We start from the raw sequence: 13,848 nt of genomic DNA on the forward strand, positions 1-13,848 counted from the left end.
CCGATAACCTACCTGTGATCTAGACCATGGACAATCGACATTCAACCAGATGAGGAGTCGTGATCGAATGAGAAAGCCCGTCGCCGCCGTTCTGGCCGCGAGCCTGCTGCTTGCGGGCATGCCCCCGACCGGGGCGGAGGCCGCTCCATCCGCCGCCGCCCAGCTTGCCGTCACCCAGTCCACCGTCAACCTGAGGGAAGAGCCGTCGACCAAGGGCAAGGTGCTCCGCCTGCTCGCCAAAGGGGAGCCGCTCACCGTGCTCGAGCGGGTGGACGGCAGCTGGTACAAAGTCAAGGAACGCGCAGGCAAGATCGGCTTCGTCTCTTCCTCCTCCGCCTACATCAGCCTGATCGAGGAGCCTGCCGCCTCCGCCAAGCCGTCGCTCGCCGCGAACGCGGAGATTGCGGCTACCGTCACGCTGCGCAAGAGCGCCTCTGCTTCCAGCGACCGCATCCGCTACCTGAACAAGGGCGAGCAGGTGCAGATCGTGGCCGTGCCGACCGCGTACTGGTATCTGATCCTGGATGAGCAGGGCAACAGCGGATACATAAGCTCCGACAAGAAATACGTCACCGTAACCGGCGTCCTGCCCGGAGCATCGACGCCAGCGCCGTCGGCGACGCCGACCGCGACGCCGACGCCGACGCCGAGCAAGACGCCGGCGGCGAGCGCGACGCCAGCGGCGAGCAAGACGCCGGCGGCGAGCGCGACGCCGACGCCGAGCAAGACGCCGGCGGCAACCGCGACGCCGACGCCGAGCAAGACGCCGGCGGCGACCGCGACGCCGACGCCGAGCAAGACGCCGGCGGCGAGCGCGACGCCGACGCCGAGCAAGACGCCGGCGGCGACTGCGACGCCGACGCCGAGCAAGACGCCGGCGGCGAGCGCGACGCCGACGCCGAGCAAGACGCCAGCGGCGAGCGCGACGCCGACGCCAGAAGGCGGCACGGAGGCGTTCTCGCCGAACGCGAAGGCCGTTTCGGCGGTGGCGTTCCGCATCGGCCCGTCCACTTCGCAAGACCGCATCCGCTACCTGAAGACGGGCGAGGCCGTGCAGATCGTCTCCACTTCCAATCGCAGCTGGTACCAGATCGTCGACGCATCGGGCCAATCCGGCTACGTCAGCTCCGACGCCAAGTACATCGCCTTGACAGGGACGCTCCCGAGCGCTCCAACCGCGACGCCTGCTCCTAGCGCATCGCCGACGCCGAGCGCGGCTCCCGCATCTCCGACGCCGGCTCCGTCCGGCGATGGGGAAGGCCTCGCCTCGCCGGAGCTGGAGGCGGTCATCGCCGCCGGCCTCAAGTATCTCGGCACTCCGTATGAGTTCGGCTCCAGCCGCAACGACACGACGACGTTCGATTGCTCGGACTTCGTGCGCCAAGCTTTTCTCGACGCTCTCGGGATCAAGCTGGCAGCCGACTCGCGCGGCCAAGGCCAGCAGGTCAAGAACAAAGGCGCCTACACGCAGGATTGGAACGAGCTGAAGCGCGGCGACCTGATGTTCTTCACGACCACCGCGATCGGCAAGGACATGACGGCCGAGGAGAGCCTCGACGCCTCGCTCATCTCCCATGTCGGCATCTACCTCGGCGACAACAAGATCCTGCAGACGTACTCCAAGGAGTCGGGCGGCGTGCAGGTGACGGACATCCCGCAGAACTCGACCTGGAAGACGCGCTTCATGTTCGGCGGCAGCGCGCTGTAGGGAGCGGAGCTGCCAGCCTGCAAGGCCGGCGGGGCTTTCGGATGAAATCGAGCTGGAGGCTTCTTTCCTAAACGGCTGGCACAGACAGATAAGCAAGACATGCAGTGACGAAGAACGTCCTGTTTCTCTTCGAATCTTGTTCTCGGATTCCCTTTACATGGGACCGGGCAGGAGGCGAGGCATGAAACCGGGCGTTTTTTCGATTTGAGTGCGAAGGAGCAGATGGACATGGACAAGAATCGGATGCAAGAATTCGAAGAAGCGCGGAATGCATGGATGGAGCGGCATCTCAGAGCCAGGAGTGGGGAGAGGAAGGATCGTCTGAAGCGCGGGCACGGTCATGGAGAGGCGCTTTTTCTGAAGAACGTCTGGTGGCCGCTGGTCGGGAATTTCGATGATCTGCATCCCGAATATGAGGTGCGGGATTGGAGAGGCGGGACGCTGTATCTGGATTTCGCGTGGCTGCCGGGCCTGCGTCGTTTCAACATCGATGTGAAAGGCTTCGGCCCGCATGTGCAGCAGGCCGATCGGACGGGATACAGACGAGAGCTGATGCGAGAGCTGTACCTTCACAGCAGAGGGTACACGAATATTTCCATCGCCTATGATGCATTGAAGGAAGATCCGGCGTTGATCCGCGATTTTCTGAAGCCGGACATCCTGCGTTATGCGCGTGCCGGCCGCCGGGCCGAGCGTCCATTGGCCGAACAAGCCTTGTTGGATTATGCGAGAAAGCACAGCGAGTGCATCTATCCAAGCAAAGCTGCGGACGAGCTTGGTCTCGATCCTAGGACGTCATCAAGTACCTGAAGAAGCTGATGCTTGAAGGGAAAGTCCAGTTGATATCCGCAGGGAAACGCGCTCGCCGGTATCGTTATGTGCCGGAGCTCGGAGAGCGGGGCTGACCATGCTTAAGCAGAGCCGGGTCCACGGAGTGGAGACGCTCTCGCTAAACGGCAAATTTGGCGTTAAGAAGCGCCGCGACGGGGGAACCGGCCTTGCTAACGGCAATATTGTCGTTAAGAAGCGCGGCAGCCGGGGAACCGGATGCCGCTGACGGCAAATTTGGCGTTAAGAAGCGCCGCAGCCGCTGGATAGCACGCCCGCTAGTGCTACACGGCCCTAGGAAGCGCCGCGGCAGGGGGAAAACGGTCTAGTCCAAAATATACCTGTGCAGATCGGACGTATCTGGTATAAAATGGGCTCCTGTCCGTCCGCGGGCCGTCGCAACCGACCGCCCGTTTGATCATGCGTGCTCTAATCCAAGACGAATTCGTCCGCCCATGTCCAGCATCGATCGTCGCATCCTGTACATGCCAATCCTTCCAAGGTCGGTGAAGCCATGAACCGAATTCAGCTTCTGTTCCGCAGCTACCATCCGATAGTCACGTCGCTGCTCTTCGGCCAGATGATCTCCCGGATCGCGATGTCGATGAGCATGCCGTTTCTCGCCCTGTACCTCGCCAAAAACACCGACATGAGCGCGGCGATGATCGGCTTCGTCGCCGGTGCGGGATCTCTCGCCGGCACGTTCGGAGGCTTCATCGGCGGAGCTTTGTCAGACCGCTGCGGCCGCAGGCTCATCATGTTCATCTCGCTTTTCGCCTGGAGCGCCGTCTTCATCGGATTCGCCTTCTTCAAGCAGCCGGCGCTGCTGCTTCTGCTCAGCCTGCTGAACGGCATTTGCCGCTCCTGGTTCGAGCCAGTCTCCCAAGTGTTGATGGGCGATCTCACCGAGCCGGAGCGCCGGTTCAAGCTGTACTCGCTCCGTTATCTGATGGGCAACGTCGGCGTCGCCATCGGACCGCTGCTCGGCGTCTATCTCGGCGTCGGCAGCAGCCCGCTTCCCTTTCTCGTGACGGGACTCATTTCCTGCTCTACGGCTGCATCTTGTTCGCGATGATGAATGCGTTCGGTATAAAGGAGATCGAGGGCGCAGCCAAAAAGGAGAAGGTCACGATCGGTTCCGCATGGGCCGCTGTCCGCCGCGACCGGGTGCTGCAGCTGTACACGATCGGCGCGATCCTCGTCGCCATCGGCTACAGCCAGCATGCCGTCACGCTCTCGCAACATCTGGAGATGAGCTTCAATCAGGGCGTCTACGTGTTCGGCTGGCTCATGACGGCCAATGCCGTCACGGTCATCGTCCTGCAGATGCCGCTGTCCAGGCTGCTCGAAAAGCATCGTCCCATCTCGGCGATCCATGCGGGCAACATCCTGTTCGCGCTCGGCCTGGTCGGCTTCGGCATCTCTCCGACCATTCCTCTGCTTTTCGTCTCGATGATTCTGTTCACGATCGGCGAAATCCTCAATTACCCGGCAGGCAGCCTGCTCCTGGACCGGCTGGCGCCAGAGGCGCTTCGCGGCACGTATTTCGGCGCGCAGACATTCGGCAACTTCGGTTACTTTCTCGGTCCGCTGCTCGGCGGCTGGCTGCTCGACCGAACCAGCGGCATGATCGTCTTCACCCTGATCGCCGCGATCCTGCTCAGCTCATCCTTCTTCTATGGAAAGGGAGCGCGGCGCCAATCGAGCCTCGGCTCTACGGAAGCTCCAGCCGCCCGCGCGGCCGGCCTCTGACCGCCGGCAAAGCGAAGCGTTCCGCGGCAAGAAAGAAACAAGGCAGAGAGCGAGCTCTCTGCCTTGTTTCTTTTCTAAGGCCAGCCGCAACGGCTGCTTCGTCTGCGCCAGCTGCAGAGACGCTCTCGCGCGGCGAACCGGCCTTGCTGCCGCCTGCTGCTCCTGCGGATTCCGCCGGGCGACGCCGCTGCCGCGTGCCGCGCGCTATTCCCGCGGGTTCCGGCGGGCGACGCCGCTCTCGCGGGCCGCCTGCACGACGCGGCGGCGCACTTCCTCGACGACCTTGGCGTTGAACACGCTCGGGATGATGTAGCTGCGGCTCAGCTCGTCCTCGCCGACGGTGGAGGCGATCGCCTCGGCCGCGGCCAGCTTCATCTCCTCGTTGATCGTCGTCGCGCGGCAGTCGAGCGCTCCGCGGAAGATGCCCGGGAAGCAGAGCACGTTGTTGATCTGGTTCGGATAGTCCGAGCGCCCGGTGGCGATGACCGCGACGATATCCTCGGCCTCCTCGGGCCGGATCTCCGGCTCCGGATTCGCCATCGCGAACACGATCGGCTGCTTGTTCATCGTGAGTACCATCTCGCGCTTCAGGATGCCGCCGGCCGACAGGCCGATGAATACATCCGCTCCGGCGACGGCATCGGCCAGGCTGCCGGAGACGCGTCCGGGATTCGTATTCGCGGCGTACCAGTTCCACATCGGATGCGCGTAGTCGCGATCCGCCGTCAGGATGCCGTCGCGGTCGACGCCGAGCACGTTGCGGGCGCCGCCGGCGAGCAGCATTTTCGTGCAGGCGGTGCCGGCCGCGCCGATGCCGCAGACGACGATGCGCGCGTCCTCGATCGACTTGCCCGTCAGGCGCAGCGCGTTGAGCAGGCCCGCGTACAGGACGACGGCGGTGCCGTGCTGATCGTCGTGGAACACCGGGATGTTGAGCTCCTCGCGCAGCCGCTCCTCGATCTCGAAGCAGCGCGGCGAGCTGATGTCTTCCAGGTTGATGCCGCCGAAGGCAGGTGCAATCGCTTTCACCGTGCGGATGATCTCCTCGGTATCCTGCGTGTCCAGGCAGATCGGGAACGCGTCGACGTCGGCGAACTGCTTGAACAGCATCGCCTTGCCCTCCATGACGGGCATCGCCGCTTCGGGGCCGATGTTGCCGAGGCCGAGCACTGCGCTGCCGTCGGAGACGACCGCGACCATGTTGCGCTTGATCGTCAGCGTGAACGCCTTGGACGGATCCTCGTGGATGGCCGTGCAGACGCGTGCCACCTCAGGCGTGTAGACGCGGGAAAGGTCGTCGCGGTTGTGGATGGCGGTCTTGGGCTGAACGGTGATCTTGCCCCCGAGATGCAGCAGGAAGGTGCGGTCGGAGGTGTTGATGACCCGGATGCCCGGCAGCTGCCCCAGCGTCTTGCCGAGCCGCTCCGTCGTGCCGGTGTCCTTCACCTTGACCGTCAAGTCGCGCGTCGTGCTGCCTTTGCCCGTCTGGATGACGTCGATGGCGATCATGTCGCCGCCGGCCGCCTCGATGGCGGATACGACCGAGCTGAAGTTGGTGCCGGAGTCGATCTCCAGCCGGACGATGACGGTCTTGCCGTCCAATGCCTTGTTGTTCAATCGGCTCATCTCCTTGGCTTTTGCCTTTAGAGGCGTAGAATACGTGTTGGAGAAAGAAAAGGGGAGGGAGCGTCCTCCCGTCCCCCGTATAGGTATTGCCTCGGCGCATGCGCTCCAAACGCTCGGCGCGCCGTCCGCGCGTCCGTCGCAGTCGCTTGCGCAGATCCTGTCCCTGCGCCTGACGCGGACGTCTCCGCGTCGGCGGTCAGCGCATCAGCCGCAGCACGGCCGACGGGCATTCCTGCGGATCGTACTGCTGGCTGCTCTTGGACTGCAGCCGCTGCCGGCGCCGGCCGGAGCTGTAGGGCTCCTGGATGAGCTGGAACCAGCGGTCGATCGTCGCAGCCGACTGCAGCATCTCGCCGAAGCCGCTGCCGACGAAGTAGTCCAGGTTCTCCTCTTCCTGGCCGGGAATCGGCTTGTAGAACAGCATCGGGATGCCCTTGCTCATGCCCTCGGTGCAGGTCATGCCGCCGGGCTTGGTCACGAGCAGGTCGGAGGCGTCCATCAGCTTGGAGATCTCGCGCGTGAAGCCGAGCACCTGGATGTTCGGATGGTTGAACCGCTCGTCGGCCAGCATGCTTTCCCGCGACTTCTCGTTGGTGCCCGTGCAGAAGATGAGCTGGACCTCCTCGCGCCAGCGGGTCATGTAGGTGAAGAGCTCGTCTTCCTCCTCCATGAGCCCCCAGCCGCCGCCCATGACCAGCACCGTCGGCAGGTTCCGCAAGCCCAGCCCGCTCCGCGCCTGGACCTGGTCCTGGGACTCCCAGAACTGCGGATGGACCGGGATGCCGGTCACCTCGATGCGGCCGGACGGGATGCCTCGGTCCATCAGCTTGCGCTTGACGACAGGCGTGGAGACGAGGTAGTGGTTGACCTCCGGACTGGCCCAGGTGCCGTGCGCGTCGTAATCGGTGATCAGCGTGTAAAGAGGCACGTCGAGGCCGAGCCGCTTGAGCCTGGCGACGGCGGTGTTCGGGCCGGGATGCGTGCAGACGATGATCTCCGGGCGCAGCTGCTGGATGACCTGCTCCGTCTGGGTATAGAAGATCCGGTGAATCGCGAGCTGCGCGAACCGGTTGAACGATCGCTTATAGTTGGTGCGGTACATCATGCCTACCAGCTTGGGCTGCTTGCCGACCGTCTTGCGATAGGCGGACATGATCAGAGGACCGAGCACCGGATTCAGGAATTTGCCCAGCTCCAGCACGCGGGTCTGGACATCCGGAGACAGCTGCCTCAGCCCGGCAGCGAGCGCATATGCCGCTTGGGTGTGTCCGGATCCGAACCCCTCCGATAGCAGCAGCACTCTTTTTTTACGCATGCACTCACCTACTTTTCCACTTCCAATATTACGACGAGCGCCGCCTATAAAACAAGCTCGGCTTGTCCGCTTGTGCTTACCGGCCCGCTTCCTATATTCTTGGGGAAACGATCCGAAGGAGACGATGACCGATGAGCGACGACAATCAGGCCAAGGCCGCGGAGGGCTGGGTGCGCTTCGTCTACAAGACGGGGGAGTATGCGGGCAGGCTGGTCGAGCAGGGCTCGCCAAGAAGCGTCGTGGAGACGCTGGCCGTGCTGCGCCATCCCGAGCAGGGCGACCTGCACCATCCGTACGATCCCGACGTGCCTTTTTTCCATGAAAGGCGGGCGCTGGCCCATCGCGAAAAGGCGCTCGTGCCGAACCGCGACATCCAGCCGCATGCCGCGGCGGAGCTGCCGGAGTACGAAGCCTCCCGCGAGCAGGCCGTCGCCCGCATGCTGGAGGAGCTCGACCGGCTGCAGCGCTGGGCGGCGCGCGCGGCCGACCAGCTGCGGACCGTGTCCGCGGACTACCGGTAGCCGGCGCTCGGCGCGGACTCTCGTCAGTCCGCGCTGTCTGCGCCTCGAGCACGAGTCGCCTCTGTCCTTTGCGCGCGCTCTATGAATCCACGCGGTCTTGCGCCGCCTGGGCACCGTCTGCGTCCGTGCGGTCTTGTGCCGCCTGGGCATCGATTGCGTCCATGCGGTCTTGCGCCGCTTGGGCATCGACTGCGTCCATGCGGTCTTGCGCCGCCTGGGTGTCGCCTGAATCCATGCAGTCTTGCGCCGCCTGCGCTCTGAGCGCACGCCGACTGCGTGCATTCGTGCGTTGTTTGCGTTTCGGGCTTGAGTCTTTTCCGTCCTTCGCGCGCATCGTCTGCATCCCCGTACCTCGTCGTCCGCTTTCTCCATGCATCGCCCTATGCAAGTGGACCTACGCCATGCCGTTGTCCGCTGCACCCTCGACAACCCGTATCTGCTGACGAAGGAGAGGCGGCTGCCGTCTGCTTCTGTTGCGCCGCCCGCACCATGCACAGCGCTAACGATACTCAGAGACGCTATTTCGCTCCACACCGCCCTTTGGAACTTCTAACGATACTCACAAGCGCTATTGGTCCTAAAACCCGCAAAATCGGCTCTCCAGCCTCCAATAGCGCGTCTCAGTATCGTTACATTTCGAAACGGGCTCTTTTGACGCCAATAGCGATCGACAGTATCGTTAGCGCTCGGAGCGCTTCGCCTCAGGCGCCCGGCATCCCGCGCCGGCATCCCGCGCCGGCATCCCGCGCCGGCATCCCGTGCCCGCATCCCGCGCCCGCACGCCCGCGCCCGCACGCCCGCGCCGGCATCCCGCGCACATGCCCGCGCCCCTGCGCTGGAGCTTCCGGCAAGCTGACAGCGAGACAGCGTTTTCATGAAGCTGCGGCCGCCGCAGTTGCAGTTTTGGTTCAAAAATTTGCATGAGTATACATGTGCCGGCTCACTTTGACCTGACATGGAACGTCATTGTTCGGGCAGATCCGCCATTCCTTAAACTTGGTATACCCAAGCTGCCGAGCCTTGTGATAGGATGAATGCAGAAGCGCCGCTGTGGCGTGGCAAAGCAACGGTTGGACCCGCTTCAAACCCTTGCCGCGCAAGGGAAGGGAGGGATCGGGAGCGAAACTTTTCCTCTCGCGATCAAAAAGATTAAATTGATCTGCGCCGACCCTAGTGATAAAATCGAGGAATAGCTATATAAGCCCCCCTTCCTTTTTCCGGGATCGCCGTCCGGGAGATCCGACCGATTTCTGCCTTTTGAACGACGGGACGGGACGTAATGGATATGTATTAATATGCATCTTTATTCATGAGATGGAATCGGAGAGCTTCCATGCCAGGCGGGAGCCGCTTCCGGAGTGAAGATGTCTATCTAATAGGTAGCCGTTCGCAGCCGTCCGTTCTATATCCATCCTCCGACAGAAAGGTTGCCATCCGATGAACAGGAAAATGACGGGATTGCCGCCGAAACAAGGCCTTTACGATCCACAGTTCGAAAAAGACGCATGCGGCATGGGCTTCGTCGCGCACATCAAGGGAGTGAAGTCCCATACGATCATCCGGCAGGCGCTGACCGTGCTGGAGAACATGGAGCATCGCGGCGGCCAGGGCAGCGAGCCCAACACCGGCGACGGCGCGGGCATCATGCTGCAAATTCCGCATGGCTTCTTCAAGCGCGAGCTGAGCCGCCAGGGCGTCGAGCTGCCCGCCGAGGGCGATTATGCGGTCGGCATGCTCTTCCTGCCGCAGGACTCGGCCGTGCGCGAGGCGCTCGAGAGCAAGCTCGAGGCGATCATCGCCGAGGAAGGCCAGCGCGTCATCGGCTGGCGCACCGTGCCGACCGACGACGCCAAGCTCGGCGAGTCGGCGCTCAAGGCCAAGCCTTACGTGCGCCAGGTGTTCGTGTCGCGCGATGCGGCACTCGCGGACGAGTTGGCTTTCGAGCGCAAGCTGTACGTCATCCGCAAGCGCGCCGAGCTGGCGATCCGCTATGCGGGGCTTGAGGGCGGCGACATGTTCTATTTCCCATCCTTCTCGTCCAAGAAGATCGTCTACAAGGGCATGCTCACGACCGAGCAGGTGCGCTCGTTCTACGTCGATCTCAATGACGAGGCGATGGAGACGGCGATCGCGCTCGTCCACTCCCGCTTCAGCACCAACACGTTCCCGAGCTGGGAGCGCGCGCATCCGTACCGCTACCTGATCCACAACGGCGAGATCAACACGCTGCGCGGCAACGTCAACTGGATGCACGCGCGCCAGTCGCTGTTCGCCTCCGAGCTGTTCGGCGAGGACCTGGACAAGATCAAGCCGATCATCAACCCGGACGGCTCCGACACGGCGATGTTCGACAACACGCTGGAGTTCCTGTACCTGGCCGGCCGCTCGCTGCCGCATGTGGCGATGATGATGGTGCCGGAGCCGTGGTCGAACCACGAGGACATGAGCCCGGAGAAAAAAGCCTTCTATGAATACCACAGCTGCCTGATGGAGCCGTGGGACGGACCGGCCGCGATGGCGTTCACCGACGGCACGCAGATCGGCGCCGTGCTCGACCGCAACGGCCTGCGCCCGGCGCGCTACTACGTCACCAAGGACGACGTCATCATCCTCGGCTCCGAGGCCGGCACCGTGCCGGTCGAGCCGGAGGAGATCCTGTACAAGGACCGCCTGCGTCCGGGCCGCATGCTGCTCGTCGACACCAAGGAGGGCCGCATCGTCTCCGACGAGGAGGTCAAGAGCCTCATCGCCTCCGAGAAGCCTTACCAGCAGTGGCTCGACGACAACCTGATCAGCCTGGCCGACCTGCCGGACGCGCCGGAGCTGCCGGAGCTCGAGCATGCGACGGTGCAGCAGCGCCAGCAGTCGTTCGGCTACACGTTCGAGGACCTGCGCAAGGTGCTCGAGCCGATGGCGTCCTCCGGCGTCGAGCCGGTCGGCTCGATGGGCTACGACTCGCCGCTGGCCGTCCTGTCCGAGCGCCCGCAGCGGCTGTACAGCTACTTCAAGCAGCTGTTCGCCCAGGTGACCAACCCGCCGATCGACGCGATCCGCGAGGAGATCATCACGGCGACCGGCACGTCGCTCGGACCGGAGCGCAACCTGCTCCATCCGGAGCCGGAGAGCGCGCGTCAGATCCGCCTCGACTCGCCGATCCTCTCCAACGAGGAGTTCGCCAAGCTGCGCCACGTGCGCCGTCCGGGCTTCAAGTCGATCACGCTGCCGATCTTCTTCCCGGCGGACGGGGGCGAGGCCGGCCTGCGCCAGGCGCTGCAGACGATGTGCGACGCGGCCGACCGCGTCATCGCCAAGGGGCATAACGTGCTCATCCTGTCCGACTTCGGCTCCGACAAGGACAACTGCCCGATCCCGGCGCTGCTCGCCGTCTCGTGCCTGCATCACCATCTGATCCGCGAAGGCACGCGTACCCGCGTCAGCCTGCTGCTGGAATCCGGCGAGCCGCGCGAGGTGCATCACTTCGCGCTGCTGCTCGGCTACGGCGTGAGCGCGATCAACCCGTACCTGGCGTTCGAGACGCTCGACGACATGATCCGCCAGGGCATGCTGCGCGGCGTGACGCATGACAAGGCCGTCAAGAACTTCATCAAGGCGGCGACCAAGGGCGTGCTCAAGATCCTGTCCAAGATGGGCATCTCCACGATCCAGTCGTACCGCGGCGCGCAGATCTTCGAGGCGGTCGGCCTGCAGGAGTCGGTCATCGACAAGTACTTCACCTGGACGCCTTCGCGCATCGGCGGCATCGGCCTCGACATCATCGCCCAGGAGGCTCTCAAGCCGCATCACCGCGCCTATGCCGAGCAGCAGGGCGGAGAGCGCGAGCTCGACTCCGGCGGCGAGTACCAGTGGCGCAAGGACGGGGAGGACCATCTGTTCAGCCCGCAGACGATTCATACGCTGCAGATGGCTTCCCGCGCTGGCGACTACAAGCTGTACAAAAGGTTCTCGCATCTCGTGCAGGGCGAGGACCGCAAGTTCATGACGCTGCGCTCGCTGCTCGACTTCAAGAAGGACCGCCAGCCGGTGCCGATCGACGAGGTCGAGAGCATCGAGGCGATCATGAAGCGGTTCAAGTCCGGCGCGATGAGCTTCGGCTCGATCTCCAAGGAAGCGCATGAGAGCCTCGCGATCGCGATGAACCGCATCGGCGGCAAGTCCAACACGGGCGAGGGCGGCGAGGATCCGGCCCGCTTCATTCCGGACGCCAACGGCGATTCGCGCCGCAGCGCGATTAAGCAGGTCGCCTCGGGACGCTTCGGCGTCACGAGCAACTACCTCGTCAACGCCGACGAGATCCAGATCAAGATGGCGCAGGGCGCCAAGCCGGGCGAGGGCGGACAGCTTCCGGGCCGCAAGGTGTACCCTTGGGTCGCCGAGGTGCGCGGCTCCACGCCGGGCGTCGGCCTCATCTCGCCTCCGCCGCATCATGACATCTACTCGATCGAGGATCTCGCGGAGCTGATCCATGATCTCAAGAACGCCAATCCGCGCGCGCGCATCAACGTCAAGCTCGTCTCCGAGGTCGGCGTCGGCACGATCGCGGCGGGCGTGGCCAAGGGCCGCGCCGACGTCATCCTCGTCAGCGGCTACGACGGCGGCACGGGCGCGTCTCCGATGAACTCGATGCGCCATGCGGGCCTCCCGTGGGAGCTCGGCCTGGCGGAGACGCATCAGACGCTCATGCTCAACAACCTGCGCGACCGCGTCGTCGTCGAGACGGACGGCAAAATCATGAACGGCCGCGACCTGGCGATCGCCACGCTGCTCGGCGCCGAGGAGTACGGCTTCTCGACCGCCCCGCTCGTCGTGCTCGGCTGCGTCATGATGCGCGTCTGCCAGCTGGACACCTGTCCGGTCGGCGTGGCCACGCAAAATCCGGAGCTGCGCAAGAAATTCATGGGCGACCCGTCGCATGTCGTCAACTACATGCGCTTCGTCGCCCAGGAGATGCGCGAGTATATGGCCGAGCTTGGCTTCCGCACGATCAACGAGATGGTCGGCCGCGTCGATGTACTGGAAGCCAAGGAGCTAGTGGACCACTACAAGCTGCGCGGCATCGACCTGTCGCCGCTGCTGCATCAGCCGGAGGTGCCGCAGGACGCGGTCCGCTACAACGTGCAGCAGCAGAACCACGGCCTCGAGCTGTCGCTTGACATGCAGTCGCTGCTGCCGGCCGCGCAGAGCGCGCTGGAGAGCGGAGAGCCGGTCAAGGCGACGTTCCCGATCTGCAACACCAACCGCGTCGTCGGCACGATCCTCGGCAGCGAGGTGACGCGCCGCTACGGAGCCAAGGGGCTGCCGGAGGATACGATCCAGATGCACTTCGTCGGCTCCGCCGGCCAGAGCTTCGGCGCGTTCGTGCCGAAGGGGATCACGCTCTCGCTGGAGGGCGACTCCAACGACTACGTCGGCAAGGGCCTTTCCGGCGGCAAGATCATCGTCGCTCCGTCGCCGAAGGCGACCTTCGCGGCGGAGAACAACGTCATCATCGGCAACACCGCCTTCTACGGCGCGACGGGCGGGGAGGCGTACATCCGCGGCATCGCGGGCGAGCGCTTCGCCGTGCGCAACAGCGGCGTCAAGGTTGTCGTCGAGGGTACGGGCGACCACGGATGCGAATACATGACAGGCGGACGCGTCGTCGTGCTGGGGGGCACGGGACGGAACTTCGCGGCCGGCATGTCGGGCGGCGTGGCGTATGTGCTCGATGAGAACCGCACCTTCTACAAGCAGGTCAACCTGGAAATGGTGCTGCTGGAGCGCGTTGAGGACGAGGCGGACGTGCAGGAGCTGCGCTCGCTGATCGAAGACCATGTCCGCTATACGGGCAGCGCGATCGGCGAACGCGTCCTGGCGAACTGGGAGCAGTCGCTGGGCGACTTCGTCCGCGTCATTCCAAAGGATTACAAGCGGATGCTGGAGCAAATCCGCCATGCCGAGGAGGCGCAAGGCCTGAAGGGCGACGAAGCCCTGCTGGCCGCCTTCGAGGCCAATATGAGAGAGCTGGCGCGAGTCGGAGGCAACTAAGCCTCTGGCGATGCAGCCGGCCGGCATGCAAAGAGCCGCTAGCCCGATTATGG

9 protein-coding genes are annotated in these 13,848 nt (G+C 64.1%); 6 read left to right on the plus strand and 3 right to left on the minus strand.

The genetic code is table 11. The features are described from left to right. The first annotated feature begins 67 nt into the window (after positions 1 to 67). The 4 genes from GE073_RS06460 (at position 68) to GE073_RS25775 (ending at position 4,288) form a co-directional block, all read left to right on the plus strand. Positions 68 to 1,708, plus strand: coding sequence for a C40 family peptidase (locus tag GE073_RS06460; protein ID WP_194843291.1), 1,641 nt, complete (start codon positions 68 to 70; stop codon positions 1,706 to 1,708). 228 nt (positions 1,709 to 1,936) lie between these two features. Further along, positions 1,937 to 2,518: a hypothetical protein gene (locus GE073_RS06465; protein ID WP_153783085.1), complete on the plus strand. Its 582-nt coding sequence runs from the start codon at positions 1,937 to 1,939 to the stop codon at positions 2,516 to 2,518. Between the two features lie 532 nt (positions 2,519 to 3,050). Continuing rightward, positions 3,051 to 3,611, plus strand: a complete 561-nt coding sequence (locus tag GE073_RS25770) for an MFS transporter (protein ID WP_267238406.1) — start codon at positions 3,051 to 3,053, stop codon at positions 3,609 to 3,611. After that, positions 3,608 to 4,288 (plus strand): MFS transporter, encoded by a 681-nt coding sequence (locus GE073_RS25775; protein WP_267238407.1) that lies wholly within the window; start codon positions 3,608 to 3,610, stop codon positions 4,286 to 4,288. The genes GE073_RS25770 and GE073_RS25775 overlap by 4 nt, the downstream gene beginning before the upstream one ends. 204 nt (positions 4,289 to 4,492) lie before the next feature. On the opposite strand, the gene GE073_RS06475 is transcribed toward GE073_RS25775, so the two are convergent. Beyond that, entirely contained in the window at positions 4,493 to 5,905 is a 1,413-nt protein-coding gene (locus GE073_RS06475) for an NAD-dependent malic enzyme (protein ID WP_153783086.1), read from the minus strand. A gap of 205 nt (positions 5,906 to 6,110) precedes the next feature. Then, the gene (locus GE073_RS06480; RefSeq protein WP_028600442.1) at positions 6,111 to 7,229 is read right to left on the minus strand and encodes an MGDG synthase family glycosyltransferase; all 1,119 of its coding nucleotides are present in this window, start codon (positions 7,227 to 7,229) and stop codon (positions 6,111 to 6,113) included. A 131-nt stretch (positions 7,230 to 7,360) separates the two neighbouring features. On the opposite strand from GE073_RS06480, the gene kapB reads away from it, so the two are divergent. After that, the gene (kapB, locus tag GE073_RS06485) at positions 7,361 to 7,750 is read left to right on the plus strand and encodes a sporulation phosphorelay system protein KapB (protein WP_028600443.1); all 390 of its coding nucleotides are present in this window, start codon (positions 7,361 to 7,363) and stop codon (positions 7,748 to 7,750) included. A gap of 79 nt (positions 7,751 to 7,829) precedes the next feature. On the opposite strand, the gene GE073_RS06490 is transcribed toward kapB, so the two are convergent. Next, complete coding sequence (locus tag GE073_RS06490; RefSeq protein WP_153783087.1) at positions 7,830 to 8,093, minus strand: hypothetical protein; 264 nt, start codon at positions 8,091 to 8,093, stop codon at positions 7,830 to 7,832. Between the two features lie 1,094 nt (positions 8,094 to 9,187). On the opposite strand from GE073_RS06490, the gene gltB reads away from it, so the two are divergent. Continuing rightward, complete coding sequence (gene gltB / locus GE073_RS06495; RefSeq protein ID WP_153783088.1) at positions 9,188 to 13,795, plus strand: glutamate synthase large subunit; 4,608 nt, start codon at positions 9,188 to 9,190, stop codon at positions 13,793 to 13,795. Positions 13,796 to 13,848 lie beyond the last annotated feature (53 nt).

Source organism: Paenibacillus sp. B01 (assembly GCF_009649995.1).
Taxonomy (GTDB): domain Bacteria; phylum Bacillota; class Bacilli; order Paenibacillales; family Paenibacillaceae; genus Paenibacillus_O; species Paenibacillus_O pasadenensis.